Source organism: Salmonella sp. FC25216, from assembly GCF_057751355.1.
On the sequence record NZ_JBDGON010000011.1, the window covers coordinates 43,102 to 62,278 of the forward strand.

17 protein-coding genes are annotated in these 19,177 nt (G+C 54.1%); 2 read left to right on the forward strand and 15 right to left on the reverse strand.

Translation table 11 applies throughout. The annotated features are described in order from the left end of the window. Positions 1-261: 261 nt before the first annotated feature. From fabG to yceD, 6 genes are all read right to left on the reverse strand, one after another. Positions 262-996 carry a 3-oxoacyl-ACP reductase FabG gene (fabG, locus tag AC3G3F_RS19360; protein ID WP_000007236.1) on the reverse strand — a complete coding sequence of 245 codons (735 nt, stop codon included), beginning with the start codon at positions 994-996 and terminating at the stop codon, positions 262-264. Positions 997-1,008: 12 nt separating this feature from the next. Beyond that, on the reverse strand, positions 1,009-1,938 hold the full coding sequence (fabD, locus tag AC3G3F_RS19365) for an ACP S-malonyltransferase (protein ID WP_053529971.1): 930 nt from the start codon (positions 1,936-1,938) through the stop codon (positions 1,009-1,011). Positions 1,939-1,953: 15 nt separating this feature from the next. Further along, positions 1,954-2,907: a beta-ketoacyl-ACP synthase III gene (gene fabH, locus AC3G3F_RS19370; RefSeq protein WP_023248232.1), complete on the reverse strand. Its 954-nt coding sequence runs from the start codon at positions 2,905-2,907 to the stop codon at positions 1,954-1,956. Positions 2,908-2,986: 79 nt separating this feature from the next. Beyond that, the gene (gene plsX, locus AC3G3F_RS19375) at positions 2,987-4,066 is read right to left on the reverse strand and encodes a phosphate acyltransferase PlsX (RefSeq protein ID WP_001518286.1); all 1,080 of its coding nucleotides are present in this window, start codon (positions 4,064-4,066) and stop codon (positions 2,987-2,989) included. Positions 4,067-4,200: 134 nt separating this feature from the next. Further along, positions 4,201-4,374, reverse strand: coding sequence for a 50S ribosomal protein L32 (rpmF, locus tag AC3G3F_RS19380; protein WP_000290727.1), 174 nt, complete (start codon positions 4,372-4,374; stop codon positions 4,201-4,203). A gap of 51 nt (positions 4,375-4,425) precedes the next feature. Next, a complete protein-coding gene (gene yceD / locus AC3G3F_RS19385; RefSeq protein WP_023248231.1) occupies positions 4,426-4,947 on the reverse strand; it encodes a 23S rRNA accumulation protein YceD in 522 nt (173 codons plus the stop codon). Between the two features lie 197 nt (positions 4,948-5,144). On the opposite strand from yceD, the gene AC3G3F_RS19390 reads away from it, so the two are divergent. After that, positions 5,145-5,729: a Maf family protein gene (locus AC3G3F_RS19390; protein ID WP_023248230.1), complete on the forward strand. Its 585-nt coding sequence runs from the start codon at positions 5,145-5,147 to the stop codon at positions 5,727-5,729. Between the two features lie 94 nt (positions 5,730-5,823). Here AC3G3F_RS19390 and rluC read toward each other — a convergent pair whose 3' ends face one another. Then, a complete protein-coding gene (gene rluC, locus AC3G3F_RS19395) occupies positions 5,824-6,777 on the reverse strand; it encodes a 23S rRNA pseudouridine(955/2504/2580) synthase RluC (RefSeq protein ID WP_023248229.1) in 954 nt (317 codons plus the stop codon). 573 nt (positions 6,778-7,350) lie between these two features. On the opposite strand from rluC, the gene rne reads away from it, so the two are divergent. Further along, complete coding sequence (rne, locus tag AC3G3F_RS19400) at positions 7,351-10,554, forward strand: ribonuclease E (protein ID WP_488395583.1); 3,204 nt, start codon at positions 7,351-7,353, stop codon at positions 10,552-10,554. Positions 10,555-10,811: 257 nt separating this feature from the next. Here rne and flgL read toward each other — a convergent pair whose 3' ends face one another. The 8 genes from flgL to flgE all read right to left on the reverse strand — a co-directional run bounded on the left by flgL (position 10,812) and on the right by flgE (position 19,169). Beyond that, positions 10,812-11,765, reverse strand: coding sequence for a flagellar hook-associated protein FlgL (gene flgL, locus AC3G3F_RS19405; protein WP_023248227.1), 954 nt, complete (start codon positions 11,763-11,765; stop codon positions 10,812-10,814). 14 nt (positions 11,766-11,779) lie between these two features. Continuing rightward, complete coding sequence (gene flgK, locus AC3G3F_RS19410) at positions 11,780-13,441, reverse strand: flagellar hook-associated protein FlgK (protein ID WP_023248226.1); 1,662 nt, start codon at positions 13,439-13,441, stop codon at positions 11,780-11,782. A gap of 64 nt (positions 13,442-13,505) precedes the next feature. After that, positions 13,506-14,456 carry a flagellar assembly peptidoglycan hydrolase FlgJ gene (gene flgJ, locus AC3G3F_RS19415; protein WP_023176188.1) on the reverse strand — a complete coding sequence of 317 codons (951 nt, stop codon included), beginning with the start codon at positions 14,454-14,456 and terminating at the stop codon, positions 13,506-13,508. Next, a complete protein-coding gene (locus AC3G3F_RS19420; protein ID WP_001518955.1) occupies positions 14,456-15,553 on the reverse strand; it encodes a flagellar basal body P-ring protein FlgI in 1,098 nt (365 codons plus the stop codon). Before AC3G3F_RS19420 ends, flgJ begins: the two co-directional genes overlap by 1 nt. Positions 15,554-15,564: 11 nt before the next feature. Continuing rightward, on the reverse strand, positions 15,565-16,263 hold the full coding sequence (flgH, locus tag AC3G3F_RS19425; protein ID WP_001174897.1) for a flagellar basal body L-ring protein FlgH: 699 nt from the start codon (positions 16,261-16,263) through the stop codon (positions 15,565-15,567). 56 nt (positions 16,264-16,319) lie between these two features. Next, positions 16,320-17,102 carry a flagellar basal-body rod protein FlgG gene (gene flgG / locus AC3G3F_RS19430; protein WP_000625851.1) on the reverse strand — a complete coding sequence of 261 codons (783 nt, stop codon included), beginning with the start codon at positions 17,100-17,102 and terminating at the stop codon, positions 16,320-16,322. Between the two features lie 13 nt (positions 17,103-17,115). Then, the gene (locus AC3G3F_RS19435) at positions 17,116-17,871 is read right to left on the reverse strand and encodes a flagellar basal body rod protein FlgF (RefSeq protein ID WP_023248222.1); all 756 of its coding nucleotides are present in this window, start codon (positions 17,869-17,871) and stop codon (positions 17,116-17,118) included. A gap of 20 nt (positions 17,872-17,891) precedes the next feature. Beyond that, a complete protein-coding gene (gene flgE, locus AC3G3F_RS19440; protein ID WP_488395586.1) occupies positions 17,892-19,169 on the reverse strand; it encodes a flagellar hook protein FlgE in 1,278 nt (425 codons plus the stop codon). Between the last annotated feature and the right edge of the window lie 8 nt (positions 19,170-19,177).

Below are 19,177 nucleotides of genomic sequence, written 5' to 3' on the forward strand. Positions count from 1 at the left end.
TCAAAACTCGCTTTCGCGATGGTTTTCGTAGTGTATAAAATGTTGAAAAATTTGCAACTAAATCCCGGCAGGTCTTACCACGATTTTACGTTATTTTGCGGCCATTCACCCTAATAACGCAAATATTTTTCTACACGTCTTTTTTCAGGCTGACTCATCGTTGGCTGCGTCCTCTTACTCCGGTCACATAGTAATCTATGCTCCCGGGCTTCTCGGTCTTGCCGCCTTGATTCAACCAGAATAATTTTGTGTATCCCGTGATTAAACCATATACATTCCGCCGTTGACGTGCAGAGTTTCACCAGTGATGTAACTCGCTTCATCAGAGGCTAAAAATGCAACCGCACTGGCGATTTCCTGAGCGCCGCCGAGGCGACCCGCAGGCACCTGCGCCAGGATACCCGCACGCTGATCGTCAGACAGCGCACGCGTCATGTCCGTTTCAATAAAACCCGGAGCCACAACATTGACAGTAATACCACGGGACGCAACTTCGCGCGCCAGTGATTTACTGAAACCGATCAGACCCGCTTTCGCCGCAGCGTAGTTTGCCTGACCTGCATTTCCCATGGTACCAACCACAGAACCAATAGTGATAATGCGACCACAACGCTTTTTCATCATAGCGCGCATTACCGCTTTTGACAGACGGAAAACGGATGATAAATTGGTTTCGATAATATCGTTCCACTCATCATCTTTCATTCGCATCAACAGATTATCACGAGTGATACCGGCATTATTAACCAGGATATCCACTTCACCAAATTCTGCGCGAATATTTTCCAGAACAGATTCAATAGATGCAGGATCGGTCACATTCAACATCAAACCTTTCCCGTTGGCACCTAAATAGTCGCTAATGTTCTTCGCACCATTTTCACTGGTTGCAGTCCCGATAACTTTCGCGCCGCGGGCAACGAGAGTCTCTGCAATTGCGCGGCCTATGCCACGACTTGCACCAGTCACCAGCGCAATCTTTCCTTCAAAGCTCATGGTTTTCCTCTTTTATTGCGTAAGTGCCGCAGACAGCGCCGCCGGCTCGTTCAGCGCCGACGCTGTCAGGGTGTCGACAATACGTTTCGTCAGACCAGTGAGGACTTTACCTGGACCCACTTCATAAAGATGTTCAACGCCCTGCGCCGCGATAAATTCCACGCTCTTCGTCCACTGTACCGGATTGTACAACTGGCGAACCAGCGCATCGCGGATAGCGGCAGCATCGGTTTCACATTTCACGTCAACGTTGTTCACTACCGACACCGTTGGCGCGCTAAAGGTAATTTTGGCTAATTCAACCGCCAGTTTCTCTGCCGCTGGTTTCATCAGAGCGCAGTGCGACGGCACGCTCACCGGCAGCGGCAGCGCGCGTTTCGCGCCAGCGGCTTTACAAGCTATGCCCGCACGTTCTACCGCCTCTTTATGCCCGGCGATAACCACCTGCCCCGGCGAGTTAAAGTTAACCGGAGAAACAACTTGGCCTTCGGCAGCTTCTTCACAGGCTTTAGCAATAGAAGCATCATCCAGACCGATGATCGCAGACATGCCGCCGGTGCCTTCCGGAACCGCTTCCTGCATGAATTTACCACGCATTTCCACCAGCCGAACGGCATCAGCAAAATTGATGACGCCAGCACAAACCAGCGCGGAATATTCGCCCAGGCTGTGCCCTGCCATTAACGCAGGCATTTTACCGCCCTGCTGCTGCCAAACGCGCCAAAGCGCGACGGAAGCGGTCAATAACGCTGGTTGCGTCTGCCAGGTTTTATTCAGTTCTTCCGCCGGACCTTGCTGGGTGAGCGCCCACAGATCATATCCCAGAGCCGCAGAAGCTTCAGCAAACGTTTCTTCTACGATAGGGTAATTTGCTGCCATTTCGGCCAACATCCCTACGCTCTGAGAACCCTGACCGGGGAACACAAATGCAAATTGTGTCATGTTTAAATCCTTATACTAAAAACGAATCAGCGCGGAGCCCCAGGTGAATCCCCCCCCGAAGGCTTCAAGCAATACCAGTTGGCCAGCTTTAATTCGCCCGTCACGCACGGCTTCATCCAGTGCGCACGGGACAGAAGCCGCGGAGGTATTACCGTGTCTGTCCAGCGTGACGACAACATTGTCCATCGACATGCCGAGTTTTTTCGCTGTCGCGCTAATGATACGCAGGTTAGCCTGATGCGGCACCAGCCAATCGAGTTCTGAACGATCCAGGTTATTGGCCGCCAGCGTCTCATCGACAATATGCGCCAGCTCAGTGACAGCCACTTTAAAGACTTCATTGCCCGCCATCGTCAGGTAAATCGGGTTATTCGGATTTACGCGATCGGCATTCGGCAGGGTCAGTAATTCACCGTAACGGCCATCGGCATGAAGATGGGTGGAGATGATACCCGGTTCTTCAGAAGCGCTCAGTACGGCCGCGCCTGCGCCATCGCCGAAAATAATGATCGTACCACGATCGCCAGGATCGCAGGTGCGGGCTAATACATCGGAACCGACCACCAGCGCGTGTTTAACCGCGCCGGATTTAACGTACTGGTCGGCAATGCTTAACGCGTAGGTGAAACCTGCGCACGCTGCCGCGACATCAAACGCCGGGCAACCTTTAATACCGAGCATACTTTGAATCTGACATGCCGCGCTTGGAAATGCATGCGTTGCTGATGTGGTAGCCACCACAATCAAGCCAATTTGGTCTTTATCGATCCCCGCCATCTCAAGCGCGCGATTCGCAGCGGTAAAGCCCATCGTCGCGACAGTTTCATTTGGCGCGGCGATATGGCGTTCACGAATACCTGTACGAGTGACAATCCACTCGTCAGAGGTCTCAACCATTTTTTCCAGATCGGCGTTAGTCCGCACTTGTTCGGGCAGATAGCTGCCAGTACCAATAATCTTCGTATACATGTACGCTCAGTCACTTTTCGGTTATATACCGTTACCTGTAAACGTCTGGCACGCTGGCGGCGCCGGGAACACAGCGTTATTATCTGTGCGCCCGCAGGTTTACGCCTTTGCCATCGTCCAGCGGTTCAAATCCGGCTGGGTATACAGATTCCAGGCGAGCGGCAATTCGCTGAGGAACTTGTCGCTGCACCGCCTGCACTGCCTGTTCAATCGCGACTGCAAATGCTCGCTGATTGGCTGCACCATGACTTTTTATCACCGTGCCACGCAATCCTAACAGACAGGCGCCATTATACTGGTCGGGGTTGAGGTGACTGAATCGCCTCGTCAGGCTTTTTTGTAACCAACGTTTTAATAACAGCAGCCACCACGACCGTTTTTTCCCCTCGCCCTGTGATTTCAGCAGTGAAAGGAACATTCTGACAACACCTTCCATCGTTTTAAGTGTGACATTGCCTGTAAAGCCGTCACACACCAGTACATCGGTTTTTCCCGTCAGTAATTCATTCGCCTCAAGGTAGCCGATGTAGTTGATGGTTGGGACTGTTTTTAGCATTAAAGAGGCTTCGCGAATACTGTCGAGGCCTTTGGTTTCTTCTTCCCCGATATTGAGTAGCGCCACGCGGGGATTTTTGATCCCGACGACCTCTTCCGCCAAAACGGCGCCCATCACGGCAAACTGCACCAGCATGGTACTGTCGCAATCGACGTTGGCACCCAAATCAAGCACTACCGTTTTGCCCTTTTGCTGATGCGGTAATACCGTCACCAACGCCGGACGCTCAATCCCCTCAAGAGGCTTGAGCAATAATTTCGCCAGCCCCATCAGCGCCCCGGTATTACCGGCGCTAACGCAAGCTTCGGCTCGGCCTTCTTTCACAAGCTCCAGGGCCACACGCATGGATGTCCCGCGACTGGCGCGGATCGCCTGCGAAGGCCGGGCATCACTGGCAATAACTGACTGTGCAGGGATAATCTGCAGACGCGAACGTTGTTCAAAGTCAGCTTTGGCAAGTAATGGCGTGATAATATCGGGATTCCCGACTAAAAGAAGAGTGAGCTGCGAATTAGCGTTCAGTGCCTGCAATGCTGCAGGCACCGTCACGGAAGGGCCAAAATCGCCCCCCATGACATCTAACGCCAGGGTTAGACGTGTCAAGGTATCGTCGCTGCCTGGTTCGGTGTTTCTCCGCTTACGCGGAGAAATCCTCACTAAGCTTTATCACGCTTGTACTCTTCGGCTTTTACACCACAGGCGCACCTGTGATGCAAAAGGCATTGAGTATCGCGCGATTACTTAGCGATGACCTTACGGCCGCGGTAGTAACCGTCGGCAGTGATGTGGTGACGCAGGTGTTTTTCACCAGAAGTTTTGTCTACAGACAGGCTGGTGACTGCGGTCAGAGCGTCATGGGAACGACGCATGCCACGTTTGGAACGGGTTGGTTTATTCTGTTGTACGGCCATGGACCTTACTCCTCAATTACGGTTTATCCCTGCGTCCGCGGGGAAGACCTATTACTTACGCTTTAAGCTGGCTAATACGGCAAATGGGTTTGGCTTTTGCGCTTCATCAGGCAGTTCGCCAAAGACCATGTCCGCCTCGGACACTTCACAGTGTTCAGAATCATGCACCGGAACTACTGGCAAGGCGAGGATGATTTCATCTTCAACCATTGCAAGCAGATCGATTTCGCCGAATTCGTTTACCTCAATCGGCTCATACGCTTCCGGCAGTGCTTCAGCCTGCTCGTCGGAACGAACAGGGCTAAAACAATACGTTGTGTGAACCTGATGGGTAAACGGTTTCCCGCAACGCTGGCATTCGAGCGACACCGTAACTACCGCATCGCCGGTTAAAACGGCGAGACGCTGGTTATCGATAGCGAACGACATGGAGCATTCCACATCACTGTCCACACTGACTACGGATTCGACGACGCGCTCAACCTGATCGGGGGTATAGATACCCTGGTAATCAAGGCGTTTTTGAGCGGTACGAACCGGATCAAGAGTCAGGGGTAATTTTACCTTTTGCATAGGGCGCGCATATTAACTTCGTAACGTCATATAGTCAAAGAAAAAGGCAGCCTGCGGTTGCCTTTTGCCAATAATTCGCACACATTGCGGGTTATAGACTTATTTTCGCTCAAGACGAGTCAGTATGACAGGCTTGAAGACCGAAGAGCATAGTTTAAGATGGCTCTCATCATTACGCTATATCTGAGGGAAAAAATATGCCCCGCCTCATCCTTGCGTCTACCTCTCCCTGGCGTCGCGCGCTGCTGGAAAAACTGACTATTCCTTTCGAATGCGCCGCGCCGGACGTTGATGAAACCCCTATGCCGGGCGAAGCGCCGCGTCAGTTGGTGTTACGTCTGGCACAGGCTAAAGCGCAATCGCTCGCCGCGCGTTTCCCGAATCATTTGATTATTGGCTCCGATCAAATTTGCGTTCTGGACGGTGAAATTACCGGCAAACCGCTGACGGAAGAAAAAGCGCGTCAGCAATTAGCCAAAGCCAGCGGAAATATTGTGACGTTTTATACCGGACTGGCATTGTATAACTCCGCCTCCGGACACTTACAAACCGAAGTGGAGCCTTTTGACGTTCATTTTCGCCATTTAAGCGAAGTGGAAATAGACGACTATGTCCGCAAAGAGCATCCGCTGCACTGCGCAGGAAGTTTTAAAAGCGAAGGTTTAGGCATTGCATTATTTGAACGTTTAGAGGGCCGCGATCCGAATACGCTGATCGGATTGCCGCTTATTGCCCTGTGCCAGATGCTCAGACGGGAAGAGATGAACCCGCTTAACGCATAGTCGGAGAAGTTTGTAGCACTGTAGGCCTGATAAAGACACGTAAGCGTCACCATCAGGCACTTTCTTACCGGATAACGCTGTATCTACAAACGCGTCAGGCAGGCTTACGTAATACCTGTAAACACCGTTTAAGCTGGTCATCCATTGGCGCTTCAATGCGCAATACGTCGCCTGTCCCCGGATGGGTAAATTTCAGCGCGGCGGCATGAAGAAACAGACGCGATAATCCCGTACCCGCCAGTTGCTTATCAAATTCCCGATCGCCGTAGCGATCGTCGAACGCAATAGGATGACCGGCATATTGGGTATGCACGCGAATCTGATGCGTACGGCCCGTTACCGGGCTACAGCGCACCAGCGTGGCGAACGCATAGCGCTCTTCCACCTTAAAGCGGGTTTCTGACGGTTTGCCTTCCTGGCTCACGCGAACAATGCGCTCACCGCTTTGCAGAATGTTCTTTAATAACGGCGCCTGCACGCTTTTGACGTGCGATTGCCACTGACCGCGCACCAGCGCCAGATAATCTTTTTGCATTCCCTTCTCGCGCAGTTGCTCATGCAGCGAACGCAGCGCGGAGCGTTTTTTCGCCACCAACAGCACGCCGGAGGTATCGCGGTCGAGACGATGCACCAGTTCCAGGAATCGCGCTTCCGGACGCAACGCCCGTAACCCTTCGATGACGCCGAAACTTAACCCGCTCCCGCCGTGTACGGCGGTGCCGGAAGGCTTATTCAGCACCAGAATATGGTCGTCTTCATACAAAATGACGTCAGCCAACGCCGCCACTTTTTGTAAATGCGGCGACACGGCCTCTTCTTCGCGTTCAGCAACGCGAACCGGCGGAATGCGGACTTCATCGCCCGCTTCCAGCTTGTATTCCGGTTTGATGCGTTTTTTGTTCACCCGCACCTCGCCTTTACGCAAGATGCGATAAATCATACTTTTTGGTACCCCTTTCAGTTGGGTGCGCAAAAAGTTGTCAATGCGTTGCCCCGCTTCGTCAGCGGCGATGGCAACAATTTTTACGGATGGCGTTTCTGTTTTCATGGGGGGCGATTCTAAATAGCCTGCGAGATTCGCGCCACACATTTTTCTATGCTTATATTAACGTCTACGCCAGCGGATGAACATTTTTCACTGCGGTTTTGCTGGTTATTAAAGCGATCGGCTCGCGCTGGTGAAAAAACTGTGAGTAAGCGGGTGATAAATGGTAAAAGTCATCTTGCTATAACAAGGTTAGCAGTGGAATAATGATGCGGTTTCCGCACCGAAACTTGTTAAAACAAAAAGTTTAGCGGAATAACCCATTTTGTCTGACCGATCATCAACGCAGCAATGGCGTAAGACGTATTGATTTTTCAGACAGTTAGCGGGCTGCGGGTTGCAGTCCTTACCGGTAGATAGGATCTTCTCTGGAGAGTAATGCCCAGGCTGCTTCCCTGATAATTGCGCTGTGTTTCCGTATGAAATACAGGCAACCGACACTCTGCGCCTCTTTGAGCTGACGATAACCGTGAGGTTGGCGACGCGAAATAGTCACGAGGCCATCGGTTCATGCCCGGTAAGGCGTCACCATGCCCGCAGCTTAGTCGTCAACGTAAGAATAATGAGTAAGTTACGATGAAAAGAATGTTAATCAACGCGACTCAGCAGGAAGAGTTGCGCGTCGCCCTTGTAGATGGGCAGCGTCTGTACGATCTGGATATAGAAAGCCCCGGACACGAGCAGAAAAAAGCAAACATCTATAAAGGCAAAATTACCCGTATTGAACCGAGCCTGGAAGCGGCTTTTGTTGATTACGGCGCAGAACGTCACGGTTTCCTCCCGTTAAAAGAAATTGCCCGCGAATATTTCCCCGCTAACTACAGCGCTCATGGTCGCCCGAACATCAAAGATGTGTTACGTGAAGGCCAGGAAGTCATTGTTCAAATCGATAAAGAAGAACGCGGCAACAAAGGCGCGGCGTTAACCACCTTTATCAGTCTGGCGGGCAGCTACCTGGTTTTGATGCCGAATAACCCGCGCGCGGGTGGTATTTCCCGCCGCATTGAAGGTGACGATCGTACCGAGTTAAAAGAAGCGCTGGCCAGCCTGGAGCTCCCTGAAGGAATGGGGCTTATTGTGCGTACCGCGGGCGTGGGTAAATCCGCAGAAGCGTTGCAGTGGGATTTAAGCTTCCGCCTGAAACACTGGGAAGCCATTCAGAAAGCCGCTGAAAGTCGTCCTGCGCCGTTCCTGATCCATCAGGAAAGCAACGTCATCGTACGCGCGTTTCGCGATTATCTGCGTCAGGATATCGGTGAAATCCTGATCGACAACCCAAAAGTGATGGAAATGGCGCGTCAGCATATCGCCGCGTTGGGCCGCCCGGATTTTACCAGCAAAATTAAGCTGTACACCGGTGAAATCCCGTTGTTCAGCCATTACCAGATCGAATCGCAGATCGAATCGGCATTCCAGCGTGAAGTGCGCCTGCCGTCCGGTGGCTCCATCGTCATTGACAGCACCGAAGCGTTAACCGCCATCGATATCAACTCCGCTCGCGCAACTCGCGGCGGCGATATCGAAGAAACCGCGTTCAACACCAACCTCGAAGCGGCCGACGAGATTGCCCGCCAACTGCGTCTGCGCGACCTGGGCGGCCTGATCGTTATCGACTTTATCGATATGACGCCGGTACGTCACCAGCGCGCGGTAGAAAACCGCCTGCGTGAAGCGGTGCGTCAGGACCGGGCGCGTATTCAGATTAGTCATATTTCCCGCTTCGGCCTGCTGGAGATGTCTCGTCAGCGCCTGAGTCCGTCGCTGGGCGAATCCAGCCATCACGTGTGTCCGCGCTGTAGTGGTACCGGCACCGTGCGCGATAACGAATCTCTGTCGCTGTCTATTCTGCGCCTGATTGAAGAAGAAGCGCTGAAAGAGAATACGCAGGAAGTCCATGCCATTGTTCCGGTGCCGATCGCCTCTTATCTGCTTAACGAAAAGCGGACGGCAGTTAACGCTATTGAGACGCGTCAGGATGGCGTCCGCTGTGTCATCGTCCCGAACGATCAGATGGAAACGCCGCACTATTCCGTGCTGCGCGTACGCAAAGGGGAAGAAACGCCGACCCTGAGCTACATGCTGCCGAAACTGCACGAAGAAGCGATGGCGCTGCCTTCTGAAGAAGAGTACGCCGAGCGTAAACGCCCGGAACAGCCTGCGCTGGCGACGTTCGCTATGCCAGATGTGCCTCCGGCGCCGACGCCTGCCGAACCGGCGGTTAGCGTCGCCACGGCGAAAAAGGACAATGTTACCGCCGCGCAGCCTGCACAGCCGGGTCTGTTTAGCCGTTTCCTTAACGCACTGAAACAACTGTTCAGCGGTGATGAAGAGACGAAAACCGTCGAAAAAGCCGCGCCGAAAGCGGAAGAAAAACCGGAACGTCAGCAGGATCGTCGCAAGCCTCGGCAGAACAACCGTCGCGATCGCAACGAACGCCGTGACACCCGTGATAACCGTGCCGAGCGTGATGGCAGCGAGAGCCGCGACGATAATCGTCGTAACCGTCGCCAGGCACAGCAGCAAAATGCAGAAGCGCGCGATACCCGCCAGCAGGAAACGGCGGAAAAAGCGAAAACCGGCGATGAGCAGCAACAGACGCCGCGTCGCGAACGCAACCGCCGCCGCAATGATGACAAGCGTCAGGCGCAGCAGGAAGTAAAAGCGCTTAACCGCGAAGAGCAGCCTGTCCAGGAGACCGAACAGGAAGAGCGCGTTCAGCAGGTTCAGCCGCGCCGTAAGCAGCGTCAGCTTAATCAGAAAGTCCGCTTTACTAACAGTGCGGCGGTTGAAACGGTTGACACGCCAGTCGTCGTCGACGAACCGCGCCCGGTTGAAAACGTTGAACAGCCCGTTTCAGCGCCGCGTACCGAACTGGCGAAAGTCGATTTACCGGTCGTTGCCGATATCGCAACGGAGCAGGACGATAGTGTAGAACCTCGCGATAATACTGGCATGCCGCGTCGCTCCCGCCGTTCTCCGCGCCACCTGCGCGTAAGCGGTCAGCGTCGTCGTCGCTATCGTGACGAACGCTATCCGACACAATCGCCGATGCCGTTAACCGTCGCCTGCGCGTCGCCGGAAATGGCATCCGGTAAAGTCTGGGTCCGCTACCCGATTGTTCGTTCTCAGGAAACGCAGGTTGAAGAGCAGCGTGAAGTGGAACTGGCGCTGCCACAAGCTGTCGTCCCTGAACAGCAGGTTATCGCTGCGACCGTGGCGTTCGAACCAGAAACGTCGGTACAGGCAGTAGAAAATGTTGCCGTTGAGCCGCAGATCGTCGCCGAACCACAGGCACCAGAAGCCGTCGACATCGAGACAACGCATCCGGAAGTGATTGCCGCGTCGGTTGATGAGCAGCCGCAACTGATTGCCGAAAGCGATACGCCGGTGGCGCAAGAGGTTATTGCTGACGCCGAACCAGCAGCAGAAACCGCCGACACGTCCATTACGGTTGCTGAAAACGTGGCTGAGGTTGTCGTTGTCGAGCCAGAAGAAGAGACAAAAGCGGAAGCGGCTGTTGTGGAGCACACGGCAGAAGAAACCGTTATCGCACCGACCCAGGTAGAGAAAAAGACGCAGGATGTTGTCTGCGTTGACGATCATAACCACGCCAGCGCGCCAATGACGCGTGCGCCAGCGCCGGAATATGTGCCGGAAGCCCCGCACCATAGCGACTGGCATCGCCCTTCCTTCCACTTTGAAGGTAAAGGCGCCGCAGGCGGACACAGCGCCACGCGTCACGCCAGCGCTCCGGCGACACGTCCACAGCCGGTAGAATGAGGTAACCGCTGATACAAAGCCGACCACCAGGTCGGCTTTTTTATGCCCCTTGCAGGGCAGTGCATCAGGGCAACGCATCCCCCCATGGCGTCTTTTAGTCACTCAAGGCGCTTACGAAATCGGACCGGATAATAAACCGTACGGATGGCGTCGCTACGGGCGCGACAATATAACGACTAAAAAAATGCCCGCGCCGGGGTGGATGGCGCGGGCAGACAAAACATATCCAGTTTCGTGATATGTTTCAAAAAGAGATGTTACCGGTTCAACTGGAAAAGCGACATTCCCTGCATATCGGTAAACGTTTTATAGGAGGCCTGTAATGCCGCCTGTTGCATCACGTAGGAGGAGATGACCGAGTTCCAGTCCACATCCACCAGATTGCTCATCTGCAGCTTCTGCCCCAGCGCACGGTCACTTCCCAGGGCATCCAGCGTACTGAGTTCGCTCAGTTGCGTCCCCAGTTCCGCACGAACGGTCAGGACATTATTAAGCGAGTTTTTTAAGCCGCGATTCGTTTTATCAATGGCGGCGGCAGCCTTTTCTTTTTCCACATCATTGCCTTTCACCGGCGTTTTGAGCGCTGCAATCGCCGTATCAAGCATGACAAACAAATTCTTTTCAGAGTCCGTGCCATCAGGTTCCGGCACTGCATTGCTGGTAAGGCTATTAAAAATTTGCGCTCCCGTATGGCCAATCACCATCGTGCGTGCGGAATCCACCTGCTGGGTAACACTTTTCTCACCGCCATGGTAATTCCCCGTCGCCTGATCGAAAGGCGCCGCTTCCGTTTTATACCCGGCGAAGATATAGCGACCATTACCGTCAGTACTGTTTGCCAGGTTCATCAACTGATCGCGGATACCCTGTAAATCCGTCGCCAGCGAAGCGCGGTCATCGTCACTTAACGTGCCGTTTCCGGCATAGACAATTTTTTCCTGTGCGGTTTGAATCGCCGTCGTCACCTGACTGAGTACGCTTTCTTCCAGCGAAACTTTTTGGGTGGCAAAAGTACGCGCCAGGGCGTACTGGCTATTCTGTGCCTGCGCCTGGGAGAGCACCACCGCCTGCGACGCGGCGATCGGATCGTCAGATGGATTGATAACGCGCTTACCGCTAGACATCTGCTCGCCCAACTTCATCCATTCGGACTGAGAGTTAGTGATGCCGCTCATATTTTGCTCATACATCATCTGGGTACTGATACGCATGTCATCCTTCTCCCTTAGCGAATGTTCAGTAACGCATCAAACAGCGCGTTCGCGGTCTGCAATACTTGCGCATTCGCCAGATAATACTGCTGATAACGCTGCAAATTGCCATACTCTTCGTCTAGATTAACGCCGGAAACCGACTGTTGCTGCTTATAAAGCTGTTTAACCACATTCGCCTGCGTGGTGCTGCTGGTTTTCAGCGTTGACGTTTTGTTACCCACATCGCTGACCAGCGTGGCGTAGGCATCGTTAAAGGTTTTGTTGCCGCCCACTACCTTGCTGTTTTGTAAGTCCAACAACGCCTGGCCATTGCGGTTATCGCTATCGCCGGTATCCACATCAGGATCGAGTTTTGACTCGGCAGCCATCGCAATCTCGGCTTCATTCGTCACTTTAACTTTCATGTCGACGATAGCATTACTGACCGGCTTCAGAAGGAAACTGTCGTTCTTCTGCGCGCCGGTGCCCACCGTCACTTTCAGACCGTCAATCTCCAGTTTTCCGTCAACATCTTTTGTCGCCGTGAAGGTGGTGTTATCCGCCAGGCGAGTAACCTTCCAGTCTGTACCGTCAAAAACAATCTGATAATCCGTCGCCTGAACCTTCGTGCTGTCGACCACCTCAGCGGTTAACGATACCGTTTTATCCGCATTATTACTGTTGCTATACACCACCGGCGAGCCAATGCCAAAGAAGTCTTTCCCTTTATTGCCGTCAGCGTCATAACCTTTGGTATGCTGCGCGTTGAATGCATCGGCAAACGCCAGCGCCAACTGGCCCAGTGTATTACGGGTCTGATCCAGATCCTGAGAGCGGAACGTCAGTAGCCCGCCGAGCGAGCCGGTATTCAGCAACTTTTCTGGAATTTCGATGTTACCTGCGGCCTCATCGACATAAGCGACAGTCGTTCGTGTCGGGTCGGCGCTGGAGGGTACTGCCGCCAACTGACGCGCCGTCGAACCCTGCACCAGCGTATAGCCATTGGCCATCGTCAGGTTATAGGTGCCGCCGTCCTGTACGCTCACCTCGACGCCAACAATCTTGTTAAGCTCGCTGACTAACTGGTCACGCTGATCGAGCAGGTCGTTCGGCGATGCGCCCGCGCCTACGCCCGTCAAACGGGAGATTTGATCGTTCAGGTTAGCTATCTGCTTAGCATAATTATTGATTTGCGCCACACTGGAGCTAATCGCGATATTGACCTGTTTATCCTGATCGCGCAGATACTGATCGGTGGTTTTGAACTGGTTTACCAGCCCTTCCGCTTTACCAATCAACGCCTGACGCGCCGCAGGATCTTCCGCGTTACTGACTAACGTTTGCAGACTGGTAAAAAAGCTCTGCAACGAGCCAGACAGTGAGCTGGATTTATCGGCCAGCAAGTTGTCGATTTTCGACATTTGTGCATAGCGCGTGCTCAATCCACTACTCTGGTTTTGCGCGCCGCGTAGCTGATTGGTGATAAACGCATCATATTCACGCTGTACGCCGGAAACGTAAACGCCATTACCTATCCAGCCGCCAGACCCTAACGTACTGTTTGCCTGCGCCAGAATAGTTGTCTGCCGGGTATAACCCGCAACGTTATAATTGTTGATGTTATTACTGACCGTACTTAACGCGGCCTGCGCGGCGTTAAGCCCGCTCATGGCGTGATTAATCAAGCTGGACATGATGGTTCCTTTTAATCCTTCAATACTCGTTGTTATCGGCAGCTACTGTGTGGACTTGAGCAATTTAAAAGAGATTATCGAGATTCGCGCTGTAGGTTTTGCTGACCTTTTCGCTCATCGCTTTTAACTGCTGAATCATGCTGGTTAATTTACGCGCGTAATTCGGGTCGGTAGCGTATCCGGCGTTTTGCAAGGCCACGGCACCCTGCTCCGCCGTGGCGGCGGTGGTCACAGCGGCGTAGCGTGGATTACGTGTTAACAGCGCGACATAATCCGATAACGCCTCCAGATACGAGCTATAAACGCGGAATTTCGCTTTCACTTTTTTCGCTTCGCCATTTTCGTATTCAGTGGTGGTGATTTCCGTCACCGGCCCTTTCCAACTGGCGGTCGCTTTTACGCCAAATACGTTATAACTGGGTTCGCCATTCTCCCGCAGGATTTGTCGCTGCCCCCAGCCGGACTCCAGCGCCGCCTGCGCCAGAATCAGATGATGCGGTACCCCGCTTTGTTCGCTGGCCAGCCTCGCCGGGAGCGAAAGCCGGGCCAGAAAGTCTTTACTGTCGCCGGAGAGCGGTGCGTCGCTGCTGTCCGGCGTTTTCGGCATTGCTTTTCGCACCAGTTGGGTCAGCGCCTGATTTTGATAGCTGTTTACCGTCTCAAGGGAGAATTTAAGCGGGACTTGCGGCGCGTCATCCGCAGGCATCGTCTGCCCGCTGGTCATCTGTTTAACCATCATATCCGCCAGTCCCAATCCCTTGCCGGCGGTCATCTGCTGGGCGATCTGCTGGTCATACATGCTGGTATACAGACGTGTCTGATCGCTGCTGAATAAGCCATCTTTGGGTAGAGCCTCGCGCATACTTTTCAGCATCATCTGAACAAACATCCCCTCCACCTGACGGGCCACCGGACGGATATTCGCCGCCGGATCCTGGCCCGCTTTCGCTTTCAGTTCGTTCAGAGATTGCGCATCCCAGGCCGCGCTGGCCAGCAATTTACCGTCACCGATCATCAGATAATTTCCAGTTTGGCGCGTAGACAGCCCGCGCTCTGCATGGACTGTAAAATCGACATCAGGTCCATCGGCGTCGCGCCAAGCGCATTCAGCGCGCGCACTACGCTGTTCAGATTGGCGCTGGAACGCACGCTTTGTAGCGATCCGCCGCTCTGGCGTAAATCTATCTGAGTCTGTGGCGTCACCACGGTCTGCCCGCCGCCAAATGGCGTATTAGGCTGGTTAACGTTGAGCTGGCGGTTGACCGTCACTGACAAATTGCCCTGCGCCACAGCGCAGCTATCCAGCGTCACTTCCCTATTCATGACCACCGAACCGGTACGCGAGTTGATCACGACTTTTGCATCCTGCGGCGTCACGTTGACTTCCATATTTTGAATGTCCGCCAGAAAACGCACCTGCGAGCTGTTGCCGCTGGGCACGCGTACCTGTACCGTTCGCGCATCAAGCGCAGTGGCGCTACCGTAACCACGGGCGCGGTTGATGGCGTCGGTAATTTGCTGCGCCATCGTAAAATCTTCGTCGTTCAATTGCAGATTAATGGTGTTGCCAGCGCCGAACTGAGTCGGCAACTCGCGTTCGATAATCGCGCCGTTAGTGATGCGCCCGCCGTTAAGCTGGTTAACCTGCACGCTACTGCCGCCTGCGGAAGCGCCCGCGCCGCCGACCAGAATATTCCCCTGCGCCAGAGCATACACCTGGCTGTCCACCCCTTTTAACGGCGTCATTAATAACGTCCCGCCACGCAGACTTTTGGCGTTCCCCATTGAGGAAACGACGACATCGATCGTTTGTCCCTGTCGCGCAAAAGGCGGATACGACGCCGTCACCATCACCGCCGCCACGTTTTTCAACTGCATGTTGGTGCCGGTGGGGACTGTAATCCCCAGTTGTGACAGCATGTTATTGAGCGTCTGGGTGGTAAATGGCGTCTGGGTCGTCTGGTCTCCCGTACCGTCCAGCCCGACCACCAGCCCGTAGCCGATCAGCGAGTTTTCCCGCACGCCCTGAACGCTGGTCAGATCCCGGATACGCTCGGCGTGCGCCAGAGTGGCAACCAGTGCCAGAACGATTCCTGCAAGAGCTTTAAACACATACACCTCGCTTACATCGGCGACAAATTAAGGAAGAAACGTTGCAGCCAGCCCATATTTTGCGCTTCGTTAATATAGCCGTTCCCGACATATTCAATCCGCGCATCCGCCACCTGTGTCGAGGGAACGGAGTTGCTGCCGCTGATGGTGCGTGGATTTACCACGCCGGAGAAGCGGATGAATTCCGTTCCCTGATTAATCGCGATCTGTTTTTCACCCACGACGTGTAAATTGCCATTGGCCAGAACCTGATCGACGGTCACGGTCAGCGTGCCGCTAAAGGTATTGCTGGCATTCGCGCCGCCTTTACCGTTAAAAGAGTTGCCGCCGGAGGCCTCCATATCCGCACGGGAATTACCGAATAATCCCTGCAGATAACGCGGTACCGTATCAAAACCAAAGCTGGTTTTGCCGTCGCGGCTGGCATTTGCCGACGAACTTTTACTGGCGCTAACGTTTTCCTGTAACACAATCGTGAGCGTATCGCCGATATTACGCGGTCGACGATCTTCAAAAAGCGGCTGATAACCATAATTAATCGGCTGCGCAGACTGAAATATGGAGCCATTCGCCACCGGTACCGGGCCAGGTATCGGCTGCGCCGTGGTCGCCCCCTGCACGAGCGGTTTAGCGGGTATCCAGGCGCATCCTGTCAGCGTCGCGACCATCAGGGCCATAACTGGGTAAGCGTGAAGCGCGTATTTTTGCATTACCTTCATCTTCAAAATCAGGGAGCCGGTGGCGTCTTCACCCCACCGGCAGCCCCTTAGAGTTGCGTCAGTTTCTGCAGCATCTGATCGGTCGTCGATACTGCTTTACTGTTAATTTCATAGGCGCGTTGAACCTGAATCATGTTCACCAGCTCTTCCGCCACGTTAACGTTCGACGTTTCGACATACCCTTGATACAACAGCCCCGCGCCGTTGAGCCCCGGCGTACTTTCGTTCGGCGCGCCGGACGATTGCGTTTCGATATAGAGGTTCTCGCCGATGCTTTCGAGCCCGGTGTCGTTCATAAAGGTGGTCAGATTAAGCTGCCCGACCTGAACCGGCGCGGCCTGCCCCTGCTGGGTCACGCTGACCACGCCGTCGCGGCCAATCGTGATGCTTAACGCGTTGGCCGGAATGGTGATTGCTGGCTGCACCTGAAAACCACCCGCCGTCACCAGTTGACCATTCTGATCCACCTGGAAGGAACCATCGCGGGTATAGGCTGACGTACCGTCCGGCAGCATGACCTGGAAAAAGCCCTGCCCTTTAATCGCCACATCTTTACTGTTGTTGGTCTGCGACAGGTTCCCCTGACTGTGTAGACGCTCCGTGGCGACCGGACGCACGCCGGTACCGATTTGCAGCCCGGAGGGCAGCGTCGTCTGCTCGGACGACTGTGCGCCCGGCTGGCGGATGGTCTGGTACAACAGATCTTCAAATACCGCGCGCTGACGCTTAAAACCATTGGTGCTGACGTTTGCCAGGTTATTGGCAATCACATCCATATTGGTTTGCTGCGCATCCAGGCCGGTTTTGGCGATCCATAATGAACTGATCATAAAATGTCCTGTATTAACTCATCGACAGCAGTTGGTTAGCTCGCCCTTCGTTCTCATCAACGCTGGTGATAACCTTCATCTGCATTTCAAAACGACGTGCGTTGGCGATCATGTCGGTCATGGCTTCAACGGGCTTGACGTTACTGCCCTCCAGCACGCCCGACATAATGCGAATAGACGGGTCGGCGGCCAGTACCGCCCCGCGTTCAGCCTGTGCGTCGGCGGTAAGGCGGAATAAACCGTCATCGCTCCGTTGCACCTCATTGCCTTCCGCTTTGACCAGCTTCAGTCGCCCAACGGGCGCCACCGTATTTGGCGGATCGCCGGGGTTGAGCGCGGAGATCGTGCCGTCTGCCGCAATGGTGATTTCCGACCCTTCAGGAACGGTAATCGGGCCGCCTTCGCCGATAACCGGATGTCCCTGAATGGTTAACTGCCCGGTTGGACCCACCTGGATATTCCCGTTACGGGTATATCCTTCAGCGCCATCCGCTGCTTGCACTACCAGCCAGCCGTCCTGCTGTAACGCGACATCCAGCGGGCGGGAGGTGTAGTCCAACTGGCCCGGGGTCATATCCGCCCCCGGCGTCGACGCCGTAACCAGCGTGCGCGTTGCTAAAGAGAGGCCATCAACGGGCACCGCGCGTAGCGCGTTAAGCTGCGCGCGAAAGCCCGGCGTTGAGGCATTAGCCAGGTTGCTGGCCGTTACCGCCTGCTGGTTAAGCGTCTGGCTGGCCGCCCCCATGGCGGTATAAATTGCGTGATCCATTAAGCTATCCCGTCAGGCGCTTAGCGCAGGTTAACCAGCGTATTGAGGATCTGATCCTGGGTTTTGATGGTCTGCGCATTCGACTGGTAGTTACGCTGCGCGACGATCATATTCACCAGCTCTTTACTCAAATCCACGTTAGAGGCTTCCAGCGCGCCGTTCGTCAGCTTACCGAAGTTGCCGGAACCGGCAGTCCCCAGCAGCGCTACCCCGGAGGCCTGCGTCGCCGCCCAGACGTTATCGCCCTGGGATGCCAGACCTTCGTTGTTGGCGAAGTTAGCCAGCACAATCTGCCCCAGCACCTGCTCCTGCTCGTTGGAATAGTTGCCAACTACGGTGCCGTCATTGTTAATCTGGTAGCTCACCAGATCGCCCGGCTTATAGCCGTTCTGATTGGTGGCGACGATATTGTTAGCCCCGGTGTTCTGCTGCATAGAGTTAAGGAAGCTGAGGGAGAAGTCCGCAGGCGTGGCGCCATTAATCTCACCGGTGGTGATCTGTATTTGCTTTTCTGGATTAGGTGTCGTCGCTAAATCCCAAGTCGGTGAAGCGGGTGGTGTACTTGTCAGCCTATAGTTATAAATCTCATCCAGCGTACCATTCTCGGTAAAGTGCATCTGAGCCGCTTTATTAGCCGTAGCACCAGCAACACTGCTATCAAGCGTCCATACATCCCATTTATTACTATCATTTTTAACGTAATAAATGCTCATATCGTGGGCGTTACCCTGACTGTCATAAACGGTAATACTCCCTTTTTTGTTGTAAGTATTCGCATCGGCAGGGTCGAATGGATTTTTTGCCGGTTTCGCATCCGTCGAGTTCAGGTTGATCTGCATTGATGCGGTGGTGGTCGATTTCGCCGCCATCAGCGTGTTCGGAATGGTGATCGGCGCAGGATTCGCCCCCTGCTGAATAGTCGGCGGCGTACCGGTAGCCGGATAGCCGGTCAACTGCATTCCTTGCATATTGACCAGGTTACGGTTCTCGTCCAGTTTGAACTGGCCGTTGCGGCTGTAGAACACGGAACCGTTGCTGTCTACCAGGCGGAAAAAACCGTTCTGGCTAATCGCGACGTCCAGCCCGCGACCGGTGTTCGTTGTCGTACCGTCGGTAAAATCCTGGGTAATCCCCGCTACTTTTACGCCCAGCCCCACTTTTGAACCAGCGAACATATCGGCAAACGATGCCGTACCGGATTTAAAGCCATAGGTGGCGGAGTTGGCGATGTTATTACCGATAACATCAAGGTTGGTGGCCGCGGCGTTCAGGCCGCTAACCGCTTGAGAAAAAGACATGACTGACT